The 25863-nt window shown below is 45.6% G+C and carries 20 protein-coding genes; 11 read left to right on the top strand and 9 right to left on the bottom strand.

The window, feature by feature from the left end; all coding sequences use genetic code 11:
• Nucleotide 1: 1 nt before the first annotated feature.
• The 8 genes from noc to rpmH all read right to left on the bottom strand — a co-directional run bounded on the left by noc (nt 2) and on the right by rpmH (nt 8479).
• Nucleotides 2–820: a nucleoid occlusion protein gene (gene noc / locus PPA03S_RS26390; RefSeq protein WP_062327693.1), complete on the bottom strand. Its 819-nt coding sequence runs from the start codon at nt 818–820 to the stop codon at nt 2–4.
• 771 nt (nt 821–1591) lie between these two features.
• Nucleotides 1592–2314, bottom strand: coding sequence for a 16S rRNA (guanine(527)-N(7))-methyltransferase RsmG (gene rsmG / locus PPA03S_RS26385; protein WP_062327691.1), 723 nt, complete (start codon nt 2312–2314; stop codon nt 1592–1594).
• Complete coding sequence (gene mnmG / locus PPA03S_RS26380) at nt 2314–4203, bottom strand: tRNA uridine-5-carboxymethylaminomethyl(34) synthesis enzyme MnmG (protein ID WP_062327689.1); 1890 nt, start codon at nt 4201–4203, stop codon at nt 2314–2316. The genes rsmG and mnmG overlap by 1 nt, the downstream gene beginning before the upstream one ends.
• Nucleotides 4204–4422: 219 nt before the next feature.
• On the bottom strand, nt 4423–5799 hold the full coding sequence (mnmE, locus tag PPA03S_RS26375) for a tRNA uridine-5-carboxymethylaminomethyl(34) synthesis GTPase MnmE (RefSeq protein ID WP_062327686.1): 1377 nt from the start codon (nt 5797–5799) through the stop codon (nt 4423–4425).
• 177 nt (nt 5800–5976) lie between these two features.
• On the bottom strand, nt 5977–6678 hold the full coding sequence (jag, locus tag PPA03S_RS26370; protein WP_062327684.1) for an RNA-binding cell elongation regulator Jag/EloR: 702 nt from the start codon (nt 6676–6678) through the stop codon (nt 5977–5979).
• A complete protein-coding gene (locus PPA03S_RS26365; protein ID WP_062327681.1) occupies nt 6675–7559 on the bottom strand; it encodes a YidC/Oxa1 family membrane protein insertase in 885 nt (294 codons plus the stop codon). Before PPA03S_RS26365 ends, jag begins: the two co-directional genes overlap by 4 nt.
• 74 nt (nt 7560–7633) lie before the next feature.
• Nucleotides 7634–7984 (bottom strand): ribonuclease P protein component, encoded by a 351-nt coding sequence (rnpA, locus tag PPA03S_RS26360; protein WP_053781949.1) that lies wholly within the window; start codon nt 7982–7984, stop codon nt 7634–7636.
• 360 nt (nt 7985–8344) lie between these two features.
• Entirely contained in the window at nt 8345–8479 is a 135-nt protein-coding gene (gene rpmH / locus PPA03S_RS26355; RefSeq protein ID WP_024629517.1) for a 50S ribosomal protein L34, read from the bottom strand.
• Nucleotides 8480–9142: 663 nt separating this feature from the next.
• On the opposite strand from rpmH, the gene PPA03S_RS26345 reads away from it, so the two are divergent.
• From PPA03S_RS26345 to gyrB, 9 genes are all read left to right on the top strand, one after another.
• Complete coding sequence (locus PPA03S_RS26345; RefSeq protein WP_062327676.1) at nt 9143–9817, top strand: GntR family transcriptional regulator; 675 nt, start codon at nt 9143–9145, stop codon at nt 9815–9817.
• A 254-nt stretch (nt 9818–10071) separates the two neighbouring features.
• Nucleotides 10072–11433 (top strand): GntP family permease, encoded by a 1362-nt coding sequence (locus PPA03S_RS26340; protein ID WP_062327673.1) that lies wholly within the window; start codon nt 10072–10074, stop codon nt 11431–11433.
• A 62-nt stretch (nt 11434–11495) separates the two neighbouring features.
• Nucleotides 11496–13043 carry a gluconokinase gene (gene gntK / locus PPA03S_RS26335; protein ID WP_062327671.1) on the top strand — a complete coding sequence of 516 codons (1548 nt, stop codon included), beginning with the start codon at nt 11496–11498 and terminating at the stop codon, nt 13041–13043.
• A 734-nt stretch (nt 13044–13777) separates the two neighbouring features.
• On the top strand, nt 13778–15124 hold the full coding sequence (gene dnaA / locus PPA03S_RS26330) for a chromosomal replication initiator protein DnaA (protein WP_062327668.1): 1347 nt from the start codon (nt 13778–13780) through the stop codon (nt 15122–15124).
• Between the two features lie 221 nt (nt 15125–15345).
• Complete coding sequence (gene dnaN / locus PPA03S_RS26325; protein ID WP_062327666.1) at nt 15346–16488, top strand: DNA polymerase III subunit beta; 1143 nt, start codon at nt 15346–15348, stop codon at nt 16486–16488.
• Between the two features lie 16 nt (nt 16489–16504).
• Nucleotides 16505–16720 carry a S4 domain-containing protein YaaA gene (gene yaaA, locus PPA03S_RS26320; RefSeq protein WP_062327663.1) on the top strand — a complete coding sequence of 72 codons (216 nt, stop codon included), beginning with the start codon at nt 16505–16507 and terminating at the stop codon, nt 16718–16720.
• Nucleotides 16721–16777: 57 nt separating this feature from the next.
• Nucleotides 16778–17890, top strand: a complete 1113-nt coding sequence (gene recF / locus PPA03S_RS26315) for a DNA replication/repair protein RecF (RefSeq protein ID WP_062327661.1) — start codon at nt 16778–16780, stop codon at nt 17888–17890.
• 13 nt (nt 17891–17903) lie between these two features.
• Nucleotides 17904–18152: an extracellular matrix regulator RemB gene (gene remB, locus PPA03S_RS26310; RefSeq protein WP_056697587.1), complete on the top strand. Its 249-nt coding sequence runs from the start codon at nt 17904–17906 to the stop codon at nt 18150–18152.
• A 142-nt stretch (nt 18153–18294) separates the two neighbouring features.
• Nucleotides 18295–20205, top strand: coding sequence for a DNA topoisomerase (ATP-hydrolyzing) subunit B (gene gyrB, locus PPA03S_RS26305; protein WP_062327658.1), 1911 nt, complete (start codon nt 18295–18297; stop codon nt 20203–20205).
• 88 nt (nt 20206–20293) lie between these two features.
• Here gyrB and PPA03S_RS26300 read toward each other — a convergent pair whose 3' ends face one another.
• Nucleotides 20294–21238, bottom strand: a complete 945-nt coding sequence (locus PPA03S_RS26300; RefSeq protein WP_062327657.1) for a YheC/YheD family protein — start codon at nt 21236–21238, stop codon at nt 20294–20296.
• A gap of 423 nt (nt 21239–21661) precedes the next feature.
• Between PPA03S_RS26300 and gyrA the strand changes: the two genes are divergently transcribed.
• Both gyrA and PPA03S_RS26290 read left to right on the top strand, forming a co-directional pair.
• Nucleotides 21662–24211 (top strand): DNA gyrase subunit A, encoded by a 2550-nt coding sequence (gene gyrA, locus PPA03S_RS26295; protein WP_062327654.1) that lies wholly within the window; start codon nt 21662–21664, stop codon nt 24209–24211.
• A 217-nt stretch (nt 24212–24428) separates the two neighbouring features.
• Nucleotides 24429–25547: an HD-GYP domain-containing protein gene (locus PPA03S_RS26290; protein ID WP_062327651.1), complete on the top strand. Its 1119-nt coding sequence runs from the start codon at nt 24429–24431 to the stop codon at nt 25545–25547.
• Nucleotides 25548–25863: the final 316 nt, after the last annotated feature.

The raw sequence follows: 25863 nt of genomic DNA, 5'->3' as shown, positions 1-25863 counted from the left end.
GCTATTTGCGTTTTGGGATATGGATAACGATCTCGTAATGGTCCTCATGGTCCGCTTCCTTGGTTTTGATGTCTAGACCGGAGCCCGATACCATATCAATGGATTGACGAATCGTATTAAGTGCAAGTCTAACGTCCTTCGTGAAGGAGATACGTTTGGACTTTTTGATCTTCGAAGCTTCCTTGTAAAAGGCAACTCTTGCTTCCGTCTGTTTAACATTCAACTCTTTATCAATAATCTCGCCGAGCAATTTCATTTGCAGCTCTTCCGTATCAAGCGAAAGTAAAGCTCTGGCATGCCGCTCCGAAATTTTACGTTCCATTAATGCAGTCTTAATGCCATCTGGAAGCTGCAACAACCGAATTTTGTTCGCGATGGTTGACTGACTTTTACCCAATCGCTGCGCAAGACTTTCCTGTGTAAGTTGGTGCAAATCAATCAGTTTCTGATAAGCGACAGCTTCTTCAATCGAAGTCAGTCCCTCACGCTGCAAATTTTCAATCAATGCGATGGATGCTGCCTGAGAGTCGTTGAATTCCCGTACAATGGCCGGAATGTGATCCAAACCAAGTTTTCGAACTGCACGCCAGCGACGTTCCCCAGCGATAATCTCATATGATCCATTTCGTACGCGGACGACAATCGGTTGTATAACTCCATGTGTCTTGATCGTCTGCAACAACTCATCAATTTTATCATCATCAAAAATAGTACGGGGTTGATATGGGCTGCTCACAATTTCATTGACCGGAATTTGTTTAATTTCATCTCCGTTATTGCGCTCTGCCAAACCAAACAACTTCGAAAATTGTTCTTTCATTCCGTATATTACCACCTAGTTTCGTAATAGCTCCCGCACAGTTGCAGGTGCTTCTTATTCAATAAGCGACCCTTTCATATGCTGTCGTTGTTCGAATAAGTTGTGCCTTCCAAGACGCCTTCTGTAACCTATACAATAATACTTCAAATCTATCTATACATATAATCTATGATCTCTGTAATCCAGAACCGGATACTTCTATTCTATCATCTTTTCTTCTATAATCCTATGTTTACCTATTCTTTAAACTCTTCTAATTTTCCTGCTTTTTCTACATAAACATTAGCCATATAACTGCTCACACACCGTAAGATAAGAATCACCTCTACACATAGCACTTGCTCATAGTAGCAACCTTTTGTACTTGTTGGATACAATTTAAATTCCGATTTCCACTCCATCATTGGTTGTAGAACAACCTTATGCTTTGCTGTTTCCCCTATTTAATTGATCTCTCGTTCTCCAGGTGCAGCAATCCATTCAACCGGAGTATAGCTGTACCAAGAAATAATCTATCACATGGATCGTTTTTTCTCTTTAAAAATGTATTCTGGACTTTCTTTTCTCAGTTCTATGTAATGAAGGTGTAGAGGCTATCTTTACAACGATGATAAATTAAAAAACAAAAAGAGGATGTTTCACGTGAAACATCCTCTTAACTGTTATTCTATATTCTTCATTAATAAAACGATCAAATATAAGCTTACCTTTTAAAACGACTTACAATGTTGCACACCATACTCTGACCAGTTAACCATTCAACCTACAAGACTATATTAAAGGTGTTTTTAAGGGTGTCCCCGGTTTCCGCGGGTATTTAAATGGTGTTCTGTCAAACTTCTGAATCAGAATGATATGGCGTTCCGATTCTTCAACAGGCAGCTGGAACGGATGGACTGCCTTTACCCGTCCTTTCAATTGGTTGAAGCTGAACTCGGCCTCCTTCATTTCTTCGCGTGGGTCTCCGCCCTTCATTGCAGCGAACAGTCCACCTTTACGAACAAATGGCAGACAGAACTCGTTAAGCACCGCCAGCTTGGCTACGGCACGCGCTGTAACCAGATCGTAGCTGTCACGGTAACCTTCCTTGCGCCCAAGTTCCTCTGCACGCCCATGAATCAGTTCTACATCCGTTAAACCGAGTGTATCCACAACATGCTGCAGAAAACCAATACGCTTATTCAGTGAATCAACGATGGTCAGCTTGATATGCGGAAAACATATTTTAAGCGGAAGTCCAGGGAATCCTGCCCCCGAACCGATGTCTGCAAGCTTAATTACCTTTGATATATCTGTATAAAAAGCCAACGATACCGAATCATAGAAATGTTTTGTATATACTTGTTCACGTTCGGTAATCCCGGTCAGATTCATCTTTTCATTCCAGGCTACCAACTCCTGAAAATACAATTCAAATTGCTCCAGCTGGTGTTCATCCAGCTCCAGTCCATGTTTCTTCAGACGCCGTTGTAGCTGCTGTTGAATATCGTCCATTATTGTCCCCTTGCTGCGGTTACACGGTTATAATGCTCCAAGTAAACCAGCAGAATGGAGATATCCGCAGGTGTGACCCCAGCAATTCGTGACGCCTGACCTATCGAAATTGGACGAATCTTAGCGAGCTTCTGCTTTGCTTCCATAGCAAGGCCATGAATTTCGTCATATATAATCGTATCCGGAATTTTCTTTTTCTCCATTTTCAGCAAACGTTCCACGTGGATCAATTGTTTCTCAATATAACCCGCATATTTAATTTGGATTTCCACTTGCTCTTTCATATCTGGACTCAGTTCCACTTCAGAAGGTGAGATCTGTTCAATCCAGTCATATCCGATTTCCGGACGACGCATCAATGTAAGAAGTGTACTGCCATCCTGAATTGGTGTAGAGCCGATCTCTTCCAGCTTCGAATTCACTTCGACAGGACGAACTTTCGCCGCTTTCAGTCGCGCCACTTCCTGCTCAACTTTTGCCTTTTTATCCAGGAATTTGGCATAACGTTCTTCAGTAATCAATCCAATATCATGACCAATTTCTGTCAAACGCATATCTGCGTTATCATGACGAAGCAACAAACGGTATTCTGCACGGGAAGTCAGCAGACGGTAAGGTTCATTCGTACCTTTGGTTACGAGATCATCAATCAGTACACCAATGTAACCTTGGGAGCGATCAAGTACAATCGGATCTTTCCCCTGTACTTTACGGGCTGCGTTGATCCCGGCCATCACGCCTTGTCCTGCTGCTTCCTCGTATCCGGAAGTACCGTTAATCTGCCCTGCTGTAAACAGACCTGGCAGACGTTTCGTTTCCAGTGAGGGCCACAGCTGAGTAGGTACCATCGCATCATATTCAATAGCGTATCCGTTACGCATCATTTCTACTTTTTCCATACCGGGAATTGAACGCAGAACAGCCAATTGAACATCCTCAGGCAGACTGGTTGACAGTCCCTGTACATAGTACTCCGATGTGTTTTTGCCTTCTGGCTCCAGGAAAATCTGATGCTTCGGCTTATCGCTGAAACGTACAATTTTATCCTCGATCGATGGGCAATAACGCGGTCCGGTACCTTCAATAACCCCCGAGAACATAGGCGCACGGTGAAGATTATCGTTAATAATCTGGTGTGTTTCCACAGATGTGTAGGTCAACCAGCAAGGCAGCTGCTCATTATTAGAATATTCCGTTTCATAAGAAAAGAACTTCGGCTCTTCATCCCCTGGCTGAATTTCGGTTTTGCTAAAATCAATCGTATCCTTATGCACACGTGGAGGCGTACCTGTTTTGAATCGTACCAGCTCGAAGCCAAGTTCCCGCAGATGCTCCGACAGTTTAAGCGAAGGCTGTTGATTATTTGGCCCACTCTCGTACATCAATTCGCCCATAATAACTTTACCGCGCAGGTACGTACCTGTTGTCAAAACTATGGCTTTGGCTCGGTACTCCGTACCCGTCTGGGTAACCACACCCACGCATTGTCCGTCCTCAACGATCAGGCGGTCAACCATCCCTTGACGCATGGTCAGATTACGCTCATTTTCCATCGTTTCTTTCATTGTGTGCTGGTAAGAGAACTTATCCGCTTGAGCCCGAAGTGCATGAACAGCTGGTCCTTTACCCGTGTTGAGCATTCGCATCTGAATAAAGGTTTTATCAATGTTCCGTCCCATCTCTCCACCAAGTGCATCAATCTCACGTACCACATGTCCTTTTGCCGGTCCCCCGATAGATGGGTTACAAGGCATGAAGGCCACCATATCCAGATTGATCGTAATCATCAGAGTTTTAGAACCCATACGGGCTGCAGCCAGTGCTGATTCCACACCAGCATGTCCTGCACCAACGACGATTACATCATAACTGCCGCCATCAAAAGCCATTCTACTTACCTCCCTTTTGCCGCGGCACGTCTTAATACACGCACGCGAACTAATATTATTTAAAAAGCTGAACACGCTCCATGTACAACCGGATTGCATTCCGATATATATTAAGCCATCAAGTCTTATTCACTTCAGACATTTTCGCGGATTCTTTGACCATCCACAGATGGACTTTATTATCATACTACTTTTCAGAGTCGGTATGTTTATCCGGTGTTATTTTCCGAGACAGAATTGAGAGAAAATCTGATCGATCAACGCATCATGTGCCGTATCACCCACGATTTCACCCAACTGCTCCCATGCCAGACGGACATCAATCTGAATCATATCAATGGGGATCAGCTGTTCGGCGGCTTCATAGGCATCTATGAGCGACTGTTTCGCTTTTTTGAGCAGAGCGATATGACGCACATTGCTGACATACGTCAGATCGGCCGACTCCAGCTTGCCGCTGAAGAACAGCGTTGAGATCGCCTCTTCCAAACGATCCACGCCCAGATCATCCTTTACCGACATTGGAACGAGCCGCTCTTCCGGAATATAACGAAGCAGAACATCACGGTCTGCCTGCGGCACTAAGTCCATTTTATTCATTATAATAATGGATTGTCTACCGCGTATTTGTTCCAATAATTCAATTTCACCCTCATGCAGCGGCTCCGCCGCATTGATGACCATCAATATCAGATCCGCCTCATTCACAGCAGAACGCGAGCGTTCCACCCCGATCTTCTCCACAACATCCATCGTTTCCCGAATACCTGCTGTATCGAGCAGCTTGAGCGGTATATTGTTAATGGTGACAAATTCTTCAATAACATCACGGGTTGTACCTGGAATGTCTGTTACAATCGCACGGTTATCCTGCGCCAACGTATTGAGCAAAGAGGATTTGCCTACGTTGGGCCGTCCAACGATCGCTGTTGTAATCCCTTCCCGCAGTATCTTTCCTTGCTCTGCCGTGACCAGCAATTTATCGATTTCAGTCATGACCTGACTGGACTTTTCTTTAATAAAATCGGAAGTCAATGATTCCACATCATGCTCCGGATAGTCGATATTTACTTCAATATGAGCAAGTGTCTCGACCAATGTGTATCTGAGATCACGCAATTTGGATGACAATTTGCCTTCTACTTGCTTGAGTGCAACCGAGAATGCACGATCGGATTTGGAACGAATGAGATCCATGACCCCTTCCGCCTGGGACAGATCAATCCGTCCATTGAGAAAGGCACGCTTCGTGAACTCTCCAGGCTCAGCGAGACGAATATCCAGCTGCAACAGCAGATCCATGACACGTTTAACTGACACCACACCGCCATGTGCACTAATCTCCACGACATCCTCTGTAGTGAATGAACGCGGTGCCCGCATCACCGTAACCAAGACTTCCTCAATCTTCTCACCAGTCCCCGGATCTATAATATGACCATAATGAACCGTATGGGATGCTGCCTGTGTTAGTGGGGTTTTACTGCGAAAAATCTTCTCCGTCTCCGACACCGCATCCGGGCCACTGACCCGGATTACTGCGATTCCCGCCTCTCCGACAGCTGTTGATATCGCTGTGATCGTATCACTGATCATGTTATCTCTCTCCTTGCTCTATTTTAAAATTGCACCCCTCAGGACGCCATATTGATTTCAAATGGGTCAAGGCAAACGCCTCTAAAGTCACTATTTAAATATTCGGAAAAATGCTTCTGTACGAAAAAAGCAATGGCTTCTGCACCGGGCAGGAAGCCATTGCGTCTTCAATTCATGTTATTTCGTCGTAATGACCACGCGGCGATTAGGCTCCTCGCCCTTACTGTAGGTCTTAATCTGCGGGTTATTTTGCAGCTTAGCATGAATGACTTTTCGCTCTAGCGGAGGCATAGGCTCCAATACAACTTCTTTACCGGAGCGAATAGCTTGTCCAGCCAACCGTTCAGCCAGATCCTCCAGCGTCTTGCGTCGACGTTGGCGGAAATTTTCTGCATCCAGTACGATTCGAACGAAGCTTTCCGAATATCGGTTCGCCACAATGTTCGTTAAATATTGAAGTGCATCCAGCGTCTGTCCACGTCTACCAATAATCATGCCCAAGTCTTCACCGGCAATATTGAAGATATGTCCGTCACGCTGTTTTTTGATATGCACCTCAACATCCAGTCCCATACCTGCTGCCACTTCTTTTAAGAAAGCAGCCGCTTCCTCATAGGGATTTTTAGCTGCCACACCCTCAATTGGTAATTCAACCTGAGGTATATGTGCGGCCGGTTTGATCGGCTGTGAAACAGGTTCAGGCACAGGTAGAAGTTTCACTTCAACTTTGGCGGCCTTAACCCCGAACAAACCCAGGAATCCTTTTGACGGCTGCTCTAACACTTGTATCTCGACCTTGTCCCGGCTTACGCCAAGCTCAGCCAATCCTTGGTTTACAGCATCTTCAACGGTTTTTCCTGACGCAATGACTTTGGTCATTTCGATTTTTTGGCCCCTTTCGACCCTTTTCCAGAGACAGTTGCCTTGCCACCGTTTTTGCGTTTAGCTCCATTTCCATTTTTGGAAGAGCTGTTCTGCTTCACGTTGACCTCGGCCACGACTTTATCATTATTCCGGTAAAGGAAATAGTTTTGCACAATCGTGTAGATATTACTGTAGAACCAGTACAGCGGCAATGCAGCCGGGAACTGATAAGACATCACGAAGATCAAAATAGGGTAAACCCAAAGCATAAACTGCATCGGTCCAACCTGCTGTGCAGGGTTCATACGCATCATCATCCAAGTTTGAACGAATGTCGTGATGGCAGCCAGCACGGGCAAAATAAACAGGTGATCCGGCGCTCCGAGTTGAAGCCACAAGAAATCATGTGTTCTCAGACTCGAGTTTCCGTAAATGGAGTTATAAAGTGCGATGTAAATCGGCATCTGAATCAGAAGTGGTAGACAACCCGCCATCGGATTAACTTTGTTCTCCTGAAACAACTTCATTGTTTCTTGCTGAACTTTCTCAGGTGTATCTTTATACTTGGCTTGAATTTCTTTCAACTGCGGCTGAATAGCTTGCATCGCCTTGGAGCTGCGTACCTGCTTCATGGTCAGCGGCAAGATTAACGTCCGTACAATCAGCACCATCACAAGGACGGCTAGTCCATATTCACCGTTAAACCAGTTGGCGAATGTATCGAGCGCCAGTGAGAACCAATAGATAACATTGGCTTGCCAAAAAGAATCACTATTCTTCAGATCTTCCGTAGTAACCCCGGCTCCTTGTGGAGTACATCCGGCGAGTACAGTGACCATTGCAATGACTGCAATGAGGAGAATCCACTTCCCCTTTGATGTCTTCAATCGCGACACTTCATAACCCCTCTCTTAACCATTCCATTCCACCGTAAATCATACCATAATTAGGAGGACAAATAAACCGAAGCTTACCGCTTGCCCGACTTCAAAAGAGAGCCCTTGCGCATCGCATGCAGCAGGCTTTTTTCCATCTCCTTATAGGACATGTCCAATGCACCTTTTCTGACGATAAAGATCAGATCCATCTGCGTGACAATCTCTTTCTCATGATGGCGTACAATTTCCTTTATCATGCGTCTCATCCGGTTGCGTACGACAGCATTCCCGATTTTCTTGCTACAGGATACACCGACTCGGAATTGTTCTGTATCTTTACGACGACAGCCATACACCACAAATTGATGATTGGCAAACGATTTTCCATACCGGTATACGCGACTAAAGTCCGCCCGGTTTCGTAAACGCAGTCTTTTATACACGGCGCTTCTCCTTGCTGTTCTCCACCATCATTATTGACGGAGGCCTCATTACTGATTTAGTATAGGCTTTCTTGAATAACGATAAACCGTCTTGGCGGCAACTTCATTCAGGATGATTGCTGATCGGCTGCTTGAACCGGGCAGACATTCATCCGGGATGATTGCTGATCGGCTGCTTGGACCGAGCAGACATTCATCCTTATATAAGGAACGTTTTCGAAAAAACAGACATCTTATTCGTTGAGCATAGATGGGTACTGATGCTTTTGCGCAGCCAATTCAGACCTGACCTATACGAGCATCCAGTCTGAAATGACCTATTTAAGAAAAAAAAGACCACCTCGGTGGTCTTCACATGCATTAAGCACTCAGGACTTTACGGCCTTTAAGGCGACGTGCAGCCAGAACTTTACGTCCGTTGCTCGTGCTCATTCTTTTCCGGAAACCATGAACTTTTTTACGTTTGCTAACGTTCGGTTTGAATGTAGGTCTCAATGTATTGCACCTCCTTACAAGGAAATACTTATGTGATGAATCATTTTCATCTTCACAGAAAACACCTTTATATATTTAACCATGAACACCTGGAAAAGTCAACTCTGAGCCTCTCGACTCCTTCCTCCTTTTGATATCTGTTCGAACCTCCCATGAAAGTTCTCCATGCCTGTCTTTGTTTATAACCTTCCAGAGTCGCTATTTAGGACTCTCTAAAGTTATCCCCAACGCCTGATTAAACCATCATAATGCCTAGTTTTTATTTATCCACACCCTCTAAAACCCTCTTTTTACGTATTTGACTCTTATATAAAGTTATTCACATGTGGATAAAGAATTTTATTCGATATTGATGGCAATATAGCTACAGTCTCATGAATTTAAAATTTGATGTATCCGCTTTACTCTTATGGTTTACAAGTTTTCTAGAAAGGTGTAGGATAAAAATCACATCTTGTATACAAGTATACTTAAGGGAAGATAACTCACCCTGCAGCTCCTTGAAAAGTCCATTTTTAATGCAATATTGTACGACATTAAACATGAAGATTGCATTCTGGCGTCTCCATTGTTCTCCGGATTGGGGCAAAATGCTTACCCCATAAAATAGTTGTGATATGATCAGTATTGAACTGATTACTTACAATAGGAGCGTTAGCCAATATGCTATTTCCTTCTTCCTGGCTTCAGGGAGCTTCCCGCGGGGAAGCGATTGCCTGCGAATTAAGGCTGCGGATCATCAGCGGAACCCTTCGCCCTGGAGAGATTTTGTCAGAAAATCGAATTGCCGCTGATTTTGACAGCAGTCGATCACCTGTACGTGAAGCATTAAGAACTTTATCGAATGAAGGGCTTATCCGGCTGGAGCGCATGGGCGTGGTCGTTCTGGGATTGAAAATTAAGGATGTCGAGGAATTGTATGACGTCCGTTTTCTAATTGAGAGTTTTGTACAGCAGCGACTCGCAAGTAATGTTCCAGCACCATTGCTTACACAGCTACACAACGTATTGGACAAGATGGAACTCGCCGGTCGTCATCAGGATGCGGTCGAATTCGCTTATCAGGATCTGACTTTTCACGAGAGTATTATCGAAGCTGCCCAGCATGCCCGTATTTTACATCTATGGAGAAGCATTCGTTATGTCGTTATGACCGTCATGCTGCTGACGACCCGCAGGGTATTTGTTCAGGGTGAGCAGAAGGTAAGCGCTGTAATTAACAAACACCGTTTGCTGATTGAGGCGCTTGAATCGGGTGACAAAGCACGGATTCAGACTGGAGTTCGCACCTATTTCCAGGATTCAGGCAAGACATTGAATGAAAGCTTTGATTCTTAACATCGCTATGATGAATTTCCATTCACCTTTAGGTTGTTCATCCATAGTGTTAGGGCTGCGCAATCATATCCATTGTGAATGATTGCGTCTTAACTTGTCGACAAGTATACAAAATGCGATTTTGTTTCATTTTTTGGGCATATTAAGGGTGATCCACACTCACCCCATGTAAATGATTCATAAAGTCACCGTTTCACTGTCCGATGTTTATCTCACTTGTAAGCGTTATATATCACATAAAAGGAGCATACCTCATGAGCACTCTTTTTGGATTAACCCATAATGCAACATTGCTGATCTGGACATTGATTGCGATTGTATTTCTGATCGTACTAATTTCCAAGTACAAATGGAATCCCTTCATTACTCTTTTGCTATCAGCATTAATGCTTGGTTTACTTGCAGGCATGAAACCTGCGGATGTCATTACTTCCATTACGGGAGGACTTGGCGGTACACTCGGAACGATCGCCATCGTTATCGGACTGGGTACCATGCTCGGTAAGATGATGGCCGAATCCGGCGGTGCTGAACGAATTGCTACTACGCTTGTGGATCGTTTTGGTGTGAAACGTGTGCACTGGGCGATGATGATCGTTGGATTTATCGTCGGTATTCCCGTTTTCTTCGAAGTCGGCGTCATTCTGCTAATTCCGATCATTTTCACCGTTGCGCGTAAAACCAATATGTCACTGCTACAGATCGGTATTCCAATTTTGGCAGGTCTCTCTACAGTACATGGTCTGGTTCCACCTCATCCGGCTCCCATGATTGCCATCGAAGCGTTCAGCGCCGATTTGGGTAAAACGATCCTGTACTCCCTTATTGTAGGTATCCCAACAGCCATTATCGCGGGTCCCCTGTTCGGTAAATTTATCGGTAAACGAATACATACCGAGCCGCCAGCGGAGCTGGCTGAACAATTTGCTACGAAAAAAAGTAACAGCTTACCCGGGTTCGGAATAACCCTGTTTACAATCTTGCTGCCAGTCATTCTGATGCTCATTGGTTCCATCGCCAATATTGTGGACCCAGATGCTACAAGCGGATTTACGGTTTTCTGTGAATTCATCGGACATGAAATTATAGCCTTGCTGATCTCTGTTGTGTTTGCCCTCTTTTCACTCGGATTCTCACGCGGCTTCAACAAACATGACATCTCCCGTTTTACCAGTGAATGTCTGGCGCCTACGGCAACGATCATCCTCATTATTGGCGGAGGTGGTGCGTTCAAGCAGGTGCTCATCAATAGTGGTGTAGGGAATGCCATTGCTGAAGTGGCCACACATGCGAATATTAACGTCATTCTATTTGCCTGGCTTGTCGCTGCACTGATACGGGTTGCTACGGGTTCAGCAACGGTCGCGATGACAACAGCAGCGGGTATTGTGGCTCCAGTTCTCGCGCTCACCCCAGGTGCCAATATCGAGTTGGTTGTACTGGCTACCGGTGCAGGCTCGCTTGTGCTGTCCCATGTGAATGACGCAGGCTTCTGGATGATCAAGGAATTCTTTAATATGAGCGTCTCTCAAACATTGAAAACGTGGACCGTTATGGAAACACTATTGTCTGTCGTTGGACTGATCTTTATTTTGCTGCTAAGTACAGTCGTTTAACTTCACTTGATATATAGAAGGAAAAATTCTGAAAGGTCCACTGGAAAGAAGGTTAATATAGAATGAACAACTATATGATTGGTATGGATATTGGGACAACCAGTACAAAGTCCGTACTATTTACGGAACAGGGTGAAGTCGTAAGTACTTCAACTCAGGAGTATCCCTTATACACTCCGGCTCCCGATGTTGCCGAACAGGATCCGGAACAAATTGTGCAAGCTGCTATTCGTTCTGTACGCGGCGTCATGGATCAGAGCGGCGTACCCGCGGAACAAATCATGTTCGTTTCTTGCAGCTCGGCCATGCATAGTGTCATCGCTATGAGCCAGGATGGCAGCCCCCTTACCCGCTGCATCACTTGGGCTGACAACCGGAGTGCCGCCTGGTCGGAGAAACTGCAAGAGAATGGGCTTGGACATCGCATTTATTTGCGAACAGGTACCCCTATCCATCCCATGTCTCCACTGACCAAATTAATGTGGCTGCGCCACGATGAGCCGGAGCTTTTTCAGCGCACAGCCAAATTCATCTCTATTAAAGAATATCTGTTCTTCCGTTTGTTCGGTCAGTATGTGGTGGATCATTCCATCGCCTCCTGCACAGGTCTGCTCAATCTGGAACAACTGGATTGGGATGCCGAAGCCCTTGAACTTGCAGGCATTACTCCAGACCATCTGTCGAAGCTTGTTCCGACCACACATACTATAGAGGGAATGGATACGACCTGGGCTGATAAAATGGCTCTCTCCCCCTCTACTCCCTTCGTTATCGGAGCGAGTGATGGGGTATTGTCCAATCTTGGGGTAAATGCAATAGAACCCGGTGTTGTTGCAGCGACCATCGGTACCAGTGGAGCCATACGTACTGTTGTAGACCGTCCCATTACAGATCCAAAAGGCCGAACGTTCTGTTATGCTCTCACCGAAAATCTTTGGGTCATCGGCGGGCCTGTGAATAATGGCGGAATGTTGTTCCGCTGGGTGCGGGACGAATTCGCCGCATCTGAAGTGGAGACAGCTAAGCGGCTTGGCATTAATTCCTACGACGTGCTCACCAAGATTGCGGAACGGGTCAGTCCGGGCTCAGAGGGACTTCTTTTCCATCCATACCTTTCGGGCGAACGCGCCCCTCTGTGGAATCCGGATGCTCGTGGTTCCTTCTTCGGTTTGACCCTCCACCATCAGAAAGAGCATATGATCCGTGCTGTACTGGAAGGGGTGATTTTCAACCTGTACACCGTACTGCTCGCCATGGAGGAACAGATTGGGCAGCCTACCTCCATCCAGGCTACCGGCGGCTTCGCACGTTCCCCCCTCTGGCGTCAGATGATGTCGGATATTTTCAACCAGGAAGTCGTTGTGCCTGAAAGCTTCGAAAGTTCCTGCCTGGGTGCTGTTGTGCTTGGTCTCTATGCTACAGGGCGAATTCAGTCGCTTCATGCCGTTTCCTCTATGGTGGGTACAACACATAAGCATACCCCTGTTAGAGAACATGCATCGATCTATCAGGAATTGCTCCCCATCTTTATTCGTATCTCGCGAAAATTGGAAGAAGAATATGCAGACATCGCGGAATTTCAGCGTAAATGGTCTGTCCATATGAAGTAATTCCTTCCTCTATAACCACCAAAAAGAGGTTGTTCCCTTAGACCCCCATTTCGGTCTTAAGGAACAACCTCTTTTTGGTATACGCTAAACTCCTGCAAAGGGGACATATCCATCTCCACGTTTTGAGCTCATATCCATACTACCTCTTTTAGGAATAAATTCTACGTTCAGTTTACTCTCCTTAATCTCTTATGCCTTAGATTTTATCGTATCCTCAATACTTCTCTTTGAACAAGGAAAACGGGCATGAAGATTCACTCTCCTGTAAATCCCCGAAACAGGCATTTCCATATCACGGTTATCCACAGAGAGGTTATTCACAAACAAAGAATACTTTTACACACAATTCAGCATAATCTGACGGATAACCTGTGTATAAAATAATTTGGGTTTTTGGGTCATCTTGTCGAAAGTTAAACAATTTATAAACAATATATTGTGTTGTGATTAAAAATTATACACAAGTTATTGAATTTGTGGATAAAATCACGCGATACATTGAAATGCCGGGCTTCTTTTGCTATGATTGTATTACTTTTGGATGTGAATATGTGATCTGACCCATAATATTATCAACAGCCTGTGGATAAAGTTGTGAACAATTTTCCGTTGTTCATTCTTTTTTTGTTTTCGACCTGCGGGGGTTTGGGGATAAATTCAACAATATATCTCGTATTTCGACACTGCATCATGGCTTAAGCCACACTTGGAACATGTAAAAGGAGTGACAGTCTGTGGACAGCCATACTTCTGATTTATGGCAGCAAATTTTATCAATCATACAAAACAAACTCAGCAAACCCAGCTTTGATACTTGGTTCAAAGCAACCAAAGCGACCAAGCTGAATGATCGTTCGATCGTCATTTCCGCCCCTACCACGTTTGCCGTCGAATGGCTGGAGAGTCGTTACACGAAACTGGTTGGATCAACGGTATATGAACTGCTTGGCAAACAGGTCGATGTGAAATTTGTCATCGAAGAGAATAAGCCTGTTGAACCGGACCCTCAACTGCCGGCACCAACGCCTACGGTTGTACAGGAAGAAGCGGTACTCAGCATGCTTAATCCAAAATATACGTTCGATACATTTGTCATTGGTCCGGGCAACCGTTTTGCCCACGCCGCGTCGCTGGCGGTCGCTGAAGCGCCCGCCAAAGCATACAATCCTCTGTTTCTATATGGGGGTGTAGGTCTCGGCAAAACTCACTTGATGCATGCGATCGGACATTATGTACTGGAGCATGATCCGGGCAGCAAAGTCGTTTATTTGTCGTCTGAGAAATTTACGAATGAGTTCATTAACTCCATCCGTGATAACCGCGGGGAAAGTTTCCGCAACAAATATCGTAGTGTCGATATCCTGCTCATAGATGATATTCAGTTCTTAGCTGGAAAAGAATCGACACAAGAGGAATTTTTCCATACGTTTAATGCGCTGCATGAGGAACGGAAACAGATTATCATCTCCAGCGACAGACCGCCGAAGGAAATTCCGACACTGGAAGAACGGCTTCGTTCCCGTTTTGAATGGGGATTAATTACGGATATTCAGCCTCCGGATCTGGAGACACGGATTGCGATTTTGCGTAAAAAAGCACGTGCGGAAAACCTGGATATTCCGAATGAAGCGATGATGTATATCGCAAATCAGATTGACACCAATATTCGCGAACTGGAAGGGGCCCTCATTCGGGTCGTTGCTTATTCTTCGCTGACGAATCAAGATGTGACCACACATCTGGCAGCTGAAGCATTGAAGGATATTATTCCTTCCAGCCGTCCTAAAATGATCACTATTCACGACATCCAACAAAAGGTCGGCGAGTATTACAGCCTTAAGCTTGAAGATTTCAAAGCACGGAAACGGACCAAGGCCGTTGCCTTTCCAAGACAGATTGCCATGTATCTCTCGCGTGAACTAACAGACTTTTCTCTGCCCAAGATTGGGGAAGCGTTTGGAGGCCGAGATCACACCACGGTCATACATGCGCATGAAAAGATCTCCCAGGCGATTAAAAACGATCAGGATCTCTATAAAGTTATCAACAACTTAACCGAAAAAATTAAGAATCCAACCTGAACAAGTCCCAAGCCTATGCACAACGTGTACACATGTGGATAGGCTTGGGTTTACGGGTTTATACCCACTTATCCACATATTCAGTGCCCCTATTACTATTATTACTATAAAGATCTAAAAGATATCATCTCCAAATTAGCCATTTCGAAGCTCGGCCTCCGGCCTTTTGAAAAATACATTTCAACACCCAAACACCCAAAAAATCAGCTAGGAGTGAAACCATGAAAATCAGCATAATGAAAAACTACTTGAACGATTCCATCCAGCAAGTATCCAAAGCCATCTCAAGCCGTACAACAATTCCAATTTTGAGTGGCATCAAATTCGACGTGAATCATCAAGGTGTAACGTTGACAGCAAGCGACACTGATATTTCCATCCAATCCTTTATTCCACTTGAAGATGGCGATAAAAGTGTTGTTCAGGTGGAACAACCAGGTAGTGTTGTGCTTCCAGCCAAGTTTTTTGTCGAGATTATCAAGAAGCTGCCATCACAGGAAGTGCACATGGAGGTTAAAGAGAACTTCAACACCTTTATCTCTGCTGGTGCGACTGAGATTCAGCTCGTTGGCCTAGATCCGGAAGAATTCCCTGTATTGCCAAGCATCGAAGAAAACCAAACGGTTTCCATTCCAGGAGATTTGCTGAAAAATATGATCAAACAAACCGTATTCTCCATTTCCACACATGAAACAACCCCGATTCTGACAGGCGTCCTTTGGAGTTTGGGCGATAACGAACTAAAATTTGTGGCAACTGACCGTCACCGTCTTGCTACTCGTTCAGCAATGCTGGATAATGCAGAGGGTATTCGTTTCAACAATGTGGTGATCTCGGGTAAAACGCTGAACGAACTTAGCAAAATTGTGCCTGATCAAAATACTCTTGTGGATATCGTTGTTGCTGACAATCAGGTTTTGTTCAAAATCGACCGTGTTCTCTTTTATTCGCGTATTTTGGACGGAACTTATCCGGATACTTCTAGAATTATTCCAACTTCGTACAAAACAGAACTCGTTTTGGATACAAAAAAATTAAGCGAGTCCATTGATCGGGCTTATTTGCTGTCGCGTGAAGAAAAAACAAACATTGTGCGGATGCAAACGATGGATTCCGGGTCGATCGAAATTTCATCAAGCTCTTCCGAGCTGGGTAAAGTAAGAGAAGAAATCGAGCCTGCCGACTTTAACGGTGAACCACTGAAAATCTCGTTCAACTCCAAATATATGCTGGATGTGCTGAAAGTGGTGGAAAGTGAGCAGCTGATGATCGCTTTTACTGGCATCATGAGCCCGATTATCCTGAAACCACTGGATGACAGTCACAGCCTGTACGTTATATTGCCTTACCGGACAACCAACTAACGAAAGGAAGATCATAGTGAATCAAGTACCGATTCGTACGGAATATATTAAGCTTGACCAATTTCTAAAATTGGCCGATTGCATCCCAACCGGAGGTATGGCCAAAGCACTGCTTCAGGATGGACTGGTACGTGTGAATAAAGAGCCTGAGGAACGTCGGGGACGCAAGTTATACCCTGGGGATATCGTTGAGGTGGACGGAGAAGGTTCGTTCGAAGTTGTCGCACAATAAGAAAACCAGTTGGATCCTGCTGCCTCCTGACGGACGGGATAAAAGGGAGGGTACCGCGTGTTTGTCAACAGCATTGATCTGCAACAATTCCGCAATTATGAACATCTGAGACTGGATTCTTTCGGTCCTGTGAACCTGTTGATCGGGCAAAATGCCCAAGGTAAAACCAATCTTGCAGAAGCCATTTTTGTGCTCGCACTCACCAAAAGCCACCGTACTTCCCGCGACAAGGAATTAATCCGTTTTGGAGAAGAGCGTGCCAGGCTTGCAGCAGAGGTCGACAAAAAGTACGGTTCGGTTAAGCTGGAGTTATCTTTGTCGCAACAAGGGAAAAAAGCAAAGATCAACGGACTGGAACAGCGCAAGCTGAGTGATTTTGTCGGAGCACTTAATGTGGTGATGTTTGCACCGGAGGATCTCGAAATTGTCAAAGGCACACCGGGGGTCCGCCGCCGGTTTCTTGACATGGAGATCGGACAGGTGGCTCCAGGCTACCTGTATCACCTGCAGCAATATCAAAAGGTGCTCGTCCAGCGTAACAATCTGCTCAAGCAATTATGGGGACAAGGCGCTTCAGCCCAGACGATGCTTGAGGTCTGGAACGAACAACTGGTGGAGCACGGTGTTAAAATCGTCAAAAAAAGGAAACAATTCATAAAGAAACTGCAAAAGTGGGCCGAAACGATACATCAGGGCATCACCGGAGGCGGAGAAGTCCTGCGCCTGGCCTACCTTCCTTCCTTCAGCGAGGCCGCTGAGGAAGATGAAGCTGTCTTAATGGACCAATTTATGATAAAATTATCACAAATGAAAGAGCAGGAGATTCGCCGAGGCACAACGCTTAGTGGGCCGCATCGGGATGACCTGTCCTTTTTCATTAACGATCGGGAAGTACAAACGTATGGCTCGCAGGGGCAGCAGCGCACAACGGCGTTGTCCCTTAAACTTGCGGAAATTGAACTGATTCATGAAGAAATCGGAGAATATCCGGTTCTGCTGCTGGACGATGTACTGTCTGAACTAGATCCTTTTCGTCAGACGCAGCTGATCGAAACATTCCAGAGCAAGGTGCAAACCTTTATTACAGCTACCGGCATCGAGAGTCTGAACGTTGACAAACTCAAAGATGCCAGTATTTATCACGTTCATGCCGGTCAGGTTGAACGCTAAGGAGTGAGGGCTTATGTACATTCATCTGGGCGGTGAGAAGATCATCCGTTCTTCCGAATTGGTCGCTATTTTTGATATATCGATTGAAAAATCCTCAAAAATCTCCAAGCAGTATGTCACGTATGCAGAGCAGGAAAAAACCGTGGAACATATCGGCGAAGAGGAAGCCAAGTCCATTGTCGTGACCAAAAACATTGTGTATTACTCGCCTATTTCCTCAGCAACACTCAAGAAGCGGGCGCACATTTTTCCTGATCTCTAGCATCTGCGGTACGAGTTATTGTGCCTTTTGCTGCTTGTCTTTATTTAGATTGCATGTCGAAATCAAGGGAAGATGCCATTTCAGCATGCATTCTTAGTTAACGCATATTTACGATATTGAATCTATAGAAGTAGGTGAAAGCATGTCTATGAATCAACCGTCATATGGTGCAGATGAAATTCAGGTACTTGAAGGGCTGGAAGCCGTACGTAAACGACCGGGGATGTATATTGGTTCCACCAGTGCCAAGGGTCTGCATCATCTCGTTTGGGAAGTAGTGGACAACAGTATTGACGAAGCGCTTGCAGGTTATTGTGATCATATCGAAGTTACTATTCATGAAGATAACAGCGTTACTGTAGTCGATAATGGGCGGGGGATTCCTGTCGGCGAACATGCCAAAATGAAACGTCCTGCGCTTGAGGTCGTTATGACTGTTCTGCATGCGGGTGGTAAATTTGGTGGTGGCGGGTACAAAGTGTCCGGTGGCCTACATGGTGTGGGTGTATCGGTCGTCAATGCTCTATCAGAGAAAGTTGTTGTTACAGTTAAGGTTGACGGTCAGGTGTATCAACAGGAATACCGTCGCGGTGCTCCGCAGTATGATCTGAAAACGATCGGTACAACGGAGGAAACGGGAACAACGGTTACGTTCCATCCGGATCCGGAGATTTTCACGGAAACAAGAGTGTATGACTATGAAACTTTGCTGACTCGTATTCGTGAGCTAGCGTTTCTGAATAAGGGAATTGGCATGACTTTAACCGATGAACGTACAGGTGTAACCAACTCTTTCCTGTATGAGGGCGGTATTATCGAGTATGTCTCCTTCCTGAACCAGAAGCGTGAAGTGCTGCACGAAAACCCGATTTATGTAGAAGGATCAAGAGACAACATTCAGGTTGAAGTTGCATTGCAATACAATGACAGCTACACCGAGAATATTTACTCTTTTGCGAACAACATCAACACACATGAGGGTGGAACGCACGAATCCGGATTCAAAAGTGCCCTTACCCGGATTATCAATGATTATGCGCGCAAAGCGGGCGTAATTAAAGACAGCACAGGCAACCTGTCCGGGGATGATGTACGTGAAGGTCTGACAGCGATCATCTCAGTCAAGATCCCTGAACCGCAATTTGAGGGACAGACGAAGACGAAGCTGGGTAACAGCGAAGTGCGCGGAATTGTCGAATCCCTGTTTGCTGAGAAGCTGCAGGAATTCCTGGAAGAGAATCCTTCCGTATCCCGTCGCATTCTGGAGAAAGGACTGCAAGCTGCCCGTGCACGTGAAGCAGCTCGTAAAGCACGTGAATTGACGCGTCGCAAAGGGGCACTCGAAGTCAGCTCTTTGCCAGGTAAATTGGCCGACTGTTCATCCAAGGATGCTTCAATCAGCGAATTGTACATCGTCGAAGGTGACTCCGCCGGTGGATCAGCGAAGCAAGGACGAGATCGTCATTTCCAAGCGATTTTGCCACTGCGTGGTAAGATCCTGAACGTAGAAAAAGCACGTCTTGACCGGATTTTGGGTAATGCGGAGATCAGAGCGATCATTACCGCAATGGGTACGGGAATTGGTGACGACTTTGATATTGCCAAAGCGCGTTATCACAAAATTATTCTGATGACGGATGCCGACGTCGATGGCGCTCACATTCGGACATTGCTTCTCACATTCCTTTATCGCTACATGCGTAAAATCATTGAGGCGGGTTATGTATACATTGCCCAACCGCCATTGTTCAAGATTGAGCGTAATAAAGTGATTCGTTATGCTGGCTCCGAGAAGGAACGCGATGAAATTATTGCAACTCTCGGCGAAAATGCGAAGTTCAATATCCAGCGTTACAAAGGTCTCGGTGAGATGAATGCCGGACAGCTGTGGGAAACAACGATGGACCCCGAGAGCCGGACCATGTTGCAGGTATCGATCAGCGATGCGATGTTGGCCGACGCCATGTTCGACACCCTGATGGGAGATAATGTTGAACCTCGTCGTGACTTTATACAGGAAAATGCAAAATATGTGAAAAACCTCGACATCTAACGATATCGGAAGGGGCGCCTGCGAGGGCGCCTTTTTATATTACGGGGTCATGAAATTGAGAATCTAAAGGTGAACAGTTGGGTCTCTTCTATCGGCGTACACGAGTTTTGGCAGAAGGGGCTTGGGCTTTATGGGACGCGCGCGACGTTTTCGCTTTTTTGGATGGTAATCTGCCGTAAGCTCTCGCATAACGTTTGATCTTCCGGTACGTTTCTTTATCAGGGAGTAAGCCAAAAGCATATATGCCCGGCAATGTGTTGACTTCAAGAATCCATGGCCTTCCGCCTTCATCCAGAGCGATATCGATCCCAATCTCTTTGAGTCTTGGAAATGACTTCTGTAACTGTACCGCTGTATGAATACCTAAGCGATATAGCTCACTGCGCAATTGCTGGAATTGATTCTGGTCAAAATGGGGGCGTACCAACTCGTTAAAGGTGGCCAGTCGTCCGCCGCCATGAATGTTTGTAATGATTTTGCCCGGCGCGGCAACTCTCCCCAGGATCCCTGTCGTTTCCCAGTTGTGCTGTAGATTTTTCTGGGTCAATACCCGGAGGTCAAAAGGCAATTCGTCATGTTTCATCAGGGGAATACCTTGCTGAATGATATAATCCCGCTTCTGGATATGCTCATGAAGTGCCAAATCCAGTTCATCAAGGGAATGGAAGTATTTCTCCTCTGTCCCATATCGAAGCTCATACGTTGTTATGGGGTCGGCAGCAGGAACTTCGGCATCAACTTCAGCTGTGGAGGGAGAGAGTCGTTCGTCAGCGTTTTCGGATGTTGTTTCTTCCGTATTGGAATCCTCGGAATTCATCGGCAGTGGTTGTATACGGGTGGTTTTAACCCGCATGACACCATTGCCATAGGTTCCCCGATCCGGCTTGATGTAATTTGACTCGAATAATTCAGTCATCCGTTCCAGGGTTTGGCGGCTATATTGTCTTGTTACCGGTATATATCCATTCACACTACGGCTGCGTTGTAACACAGCTGTCTTGGTCCATTTGCTGGAGACACGCTGGATGCCCAAGAGCCATCAGTCCTTTCCTGTTATGTGGGGCTTTCTAAGAGTGATAGAGCGGAGAAATCAAAGGACAAGAGATGATTTCAGTGGTATAATAGAGAAATATGGCGTTTTGTGCGGTTTTGTTGCACATTTGTAGTTTGATCGTAGTACGGGAACGGCTTTATGCCTGAATACACGCGTACATCTGCCGCTTTTCTAGCATTGTATGTGTAAATGGGGAGGAAGGCAGGGCGAACCCCCAGACTCCCTGATGTTCCCGAAAGAAAGGCTATTGCCCAGCGGACGTTTAATTGTTTACCTTTTGTGAAAGTAATATAATAAAGAGTAGCGTCCTTGTGCGGTTTTAGCCTTGTTAGGCTCTTCACATATAATCGATTTTGAATGACCGAATGGAATGTTTGTTGAAGGACAAGAAGGAGGTCCAGCATGGCGGAAGAAATGAACTCGCAGATTAAAGATCGGGATATTGGCGTCGAGATGCGTGAATCGTTTATGGATTATGCGATGAGCATTATTGTGAGCCGTGCCTTACCTGATGTGCGTGACGGATTGAAGCCGGTTCACCGGCGTATTCTGTACGCAATGTCAGAGCTCGGCATGACACCCGATAAACCACATAAAAAATCAGCCAGAATCGTCGGCGAAGTTATTGGTAAGTATCACCCGCACGGTGACTCTGCTGTATACGAAACGATGGTACGGATGGCACAGGACTTCTCCCTGCGCTACATGCACGTAGATGGACATGGTAACTTTGGATCGGTGGATGGCGATATGGCAGCTGCCATGCGTTACACGGAAGCACGGTTGTCCAAGATTGCCATGGAAATGCTTAGAGATATCAACAAGGATACGATTGACTTCCAGCCGAACTATGATGGTGAGGAAAGTGAACCTATCGTTCTTCCTGCTCGTTTTCCTAACTTGCTTGTTAATGGCGTGGGTGGAATCGCGGTAGGTATGGCGACCAACATTCCTCCTCATAACCTGGGAGAGGTTATTGACGGCGTACAGGCTATGATCCAAAATCCGGATATCACGTCCATGGAATTGATGGATTACATTCATGGACCAGACTTCCCAACATCGGGTTATATTTTGGGACGCTCCGGAATTCGCCAGGCGTATCAAACCGGACGTGGTTCAGTAACGATGCGGGCCAAAACCAACATCGAAGAAAACAATAACAAGGCACGGATTATCGTTACGGAACTTCCTTACCAGGTGAACAAGGCAAGACTCGTTGAGAAAATTGCCGAGCTGGTACGTGATAAAAAGATTGATGGCATTACGGATCTCCGTGATGAGTCTGACCGTAACGGTATGCGGATTGTGATTGAGCTTCGCAGAGACGTGAATCCGGGTGTAGTACTGAATAATCTGTACAAGCATACAGCGATGCAGTCCACCTTTGGGATTAACATGCTCGCGATTGTAAATAAAGAACCTAAGATTCTGAATCTGCGTGAAGTGTTGTATCACTACTTGCAGCACCAGATTGAGGTTATTCGCAGACGTACGCAGTTCGAACTGAAAAAAGCCGAAGCACGCGCACATATTCTGGAAGGCTTGCGTATCGCGCTGGATCATATCGACGAAATCATTGCGTTGATTCGTTCATCCAGCAATACAGATGCAGCCAGAGAAGGTTTGATTGAGCGTTTCTCCCTCAGTCATGATCAGGCTCAAGCTATTCTCGATATGCGTCTGCAACGTCTGACAGGTCTGGAACGCGAGCGCATCGAAAATGAGTATAACGAACTGATGGTCAAAATTAAGGAATATCGTGAAATTTTGGCCAATGAGCACCTGGTGCTCGAAATTATCAGCACGGAGCTGCAAGAAATCCGTGATCGCTTCAGCGATGATCGTCGTACCGAAATCACTGTAGGTGAAGAGAGCATTCTGGACGAGGATCTGATTCCGCGTGAAGAAGTTATTATCACCATTACCCATACAGGCTATGTGAAACGTCTGCCGGTATCCACATACCGTAGTCAGAAGCGTGGCGGACGTGGGGTTGTTGGAATGGACACCAAAGATACCGACTTTGTTGAGCATCTGTTTGTGACCAACTCTCACAATTACCTCATGTTCTTTACCGACAAGGGTAAGGTCTATCGTCTCAAAGCTTATGAGATTCCAGAGCTTGGACGGACAGCACGGGGAACACCGATTATCAACCTGATTCAGATCGAGCAGGGTGAATCGGTCAATGCCGTGATTCCGGTTCAGGAATTCGAAAGCGATAAGTATCTGTTCTTTGCTACCCGTCAAGGGGTTGTGAAAAAGACACCGCTTGAGGATTACACGAATATTCGCAAAGGCGGTCTGATCGGGATTTCCCTGCGTGATGATGATGCTCTTATTGATGTTAAGCTGACAGACGGACAGCAAGAGATCATTATGGGTACAGCCCACGGCATGTCCATCCGATTCTCGGAAGGAAATGTTCGTTCCATGGGACGGAGTGCAACCGGGGTTAAAGGGATCACGCTGGATGAGCAGGACGTCGTAATCGGTATGGACGTTGTAGATCAAGAACTGGATGTTCTGATTGTTACGGCCAAAGGTTACGGTAAACGTACCCCTGTCAGCGATTATCGGATGCAGACTCGTGGCGGTAAAGGGATCAAAACCATTAACGTCACAGATAAGAACGGTGCGGTAGTCAGCCTGAAAATGGTTAAGACAGAAGAAGATCTGATGATCATTACTTCCAGCGGCACGTTAATTCGGATGAGTATGGAAGGCATATCCACTATGGGTCGATACACGCAAGGTGTGAAGCTGATTCATATCCGTGATGAAGATGCCGTAGCTACAGTCAGCCGAATTGACAAGAATGAGGAAGAACCAGACGATGAAGAATTGCTTGAGGGTGCAGAAGCCGTTGAAGGTCCAGGGTCACCTCTGGATGAGGGCGCGGTTTCCGATACTGAAGTGGATAGCGATGATTCAGGTTCCGATGCATAGGATCTATCTTTTATAACAAAAATCATTTCATGATTGCAATAAAGTTGGAGGGCTCCCATATGGGGGCCCTTTGTTACTTTCACAGCTCCAGGACCATTCTCCTTGAAATCTAGGATGTACAGCCTGATTTTTGAGTAATATAATGGGAAATAACGTGGAAAACCGGGACTATGGTCTTGATATCATTATAGAAGAACGATGAGTGAGGGGAATAAACATGGGATTAATCACCCTGTCTGAAGTCAAACCAGGGCTTAAACTGGGGAATGACGTGCAAACGCTTCGTGGAAATGTTCTGTTTCAGAAGGGTAAAGTCATTTTGCCCAAGGATGTGGAAGTGCTCCGAGCCTTTATGATTCATCAAGTGGACATTGAGCAAGAGAGAACAGGGGCAAGCAGTACTGGTAAGGCTTTGCCCACGTCCTCAAGTCAGGCAGCAGGTAATGAGAAGAACGGAGAGCGGGCAGGTAATGGGAGCAGCACAGTCTCAGCACCGGTATTACCGTCCCTGTACGAAGAGTATGAAAAGATGGTGGCATTAACTAAAAACGCGTTCCTGTCATCTCTGGCAGCTGAATTGCCTGTATATGAGATTCGCACGCAGCTAGAAGTGTTGTTTACTCATATCAAACAGTATAATGTACTCACCTTCAGTCCACGAGTCATGCAAGAACATGATTATGTGTATCACCATGCCGTATTAAGTGCGATTACGTCCTATCAGTTGGCTCAGTGGATGGATTTGCCGTCCAAGGACTGGATGCAGGTCGCATTTGCAGGATTGTTTCATGACATCGGTAATAACAAAGTGGATCCACAGATCCTCCATAAACCCTCAACGTTAACTGCTTCAGAACAGGAGGAGATCCGTCAGCATACGAAATATGGCTATCAGGTACTGAAACAGGCGAAGGCTATCAATGAAGGAGCTAGACTCGCAGCATTGCAGCATCATGAAAAAGTGGACGGGTCGGGATACCCGTTACAGCTCAGCGGCACGCAGATACATATTTATGCCAAGATTGTTGCGATTGCAGATATCTTCCATGCGATGACTCTGGAGAAGATTTATCGCAAGGCACAGTCACCATACCTGGTGTTGGAACAAATTCAAAGTGAGGCTTTTGGCAAATTGGATCCTGCCATCGTGAATGTATTCATTCAACGTTCCACACAGATCCATAATGGTATTCGAGTGAAGCTCAGTAATAATCAAATCGGTGAGATCGTATTCTCTGATCGGGATCATCCTACACGGCCGATGGTATCAGTAGAGGGAACAATCATTAATCTGATGCAGCAAAGGCAGCTGCATATCCAGGAAGTCATGGGTTAATCTTCAGTTCATATATAAGAATAGGACCTTTCCAATATGGAGAGGTCTTTTTATTAACTTAATGTAAAGTAGAGAAGCACAAGTAAAGGCGGAGGGAGGTAATTCGCACGTAATGTAGTAAACCAGAATTTTGTATAGGTGTTTAGCTAGATAGGGGACCTATATATTAAAGAGAGTATAGAAACAAATAACATTATACTTTATTGAAAATAAAGCTTGCATTCGAAATCTGTACATGGTATATTCTAAATCCGGCCAAGAAAACACGAGAAACACGGTGCGGCAAGTGAATGAAATAAGCTTCGAAAGAAACTTG

Source organism: Paenibacillus pabuli NBRC 13638 (assembly GCF_001514495.1).
GTDB lineage: Bacteria > Bacillota > Bacilli > Paenibacillales > Paenibacillaceae > Paenibacillus > Paenibacillus pabuli.
This window is presented reverse-complemented; position numbering and strand designations above follow the sequence as displayed.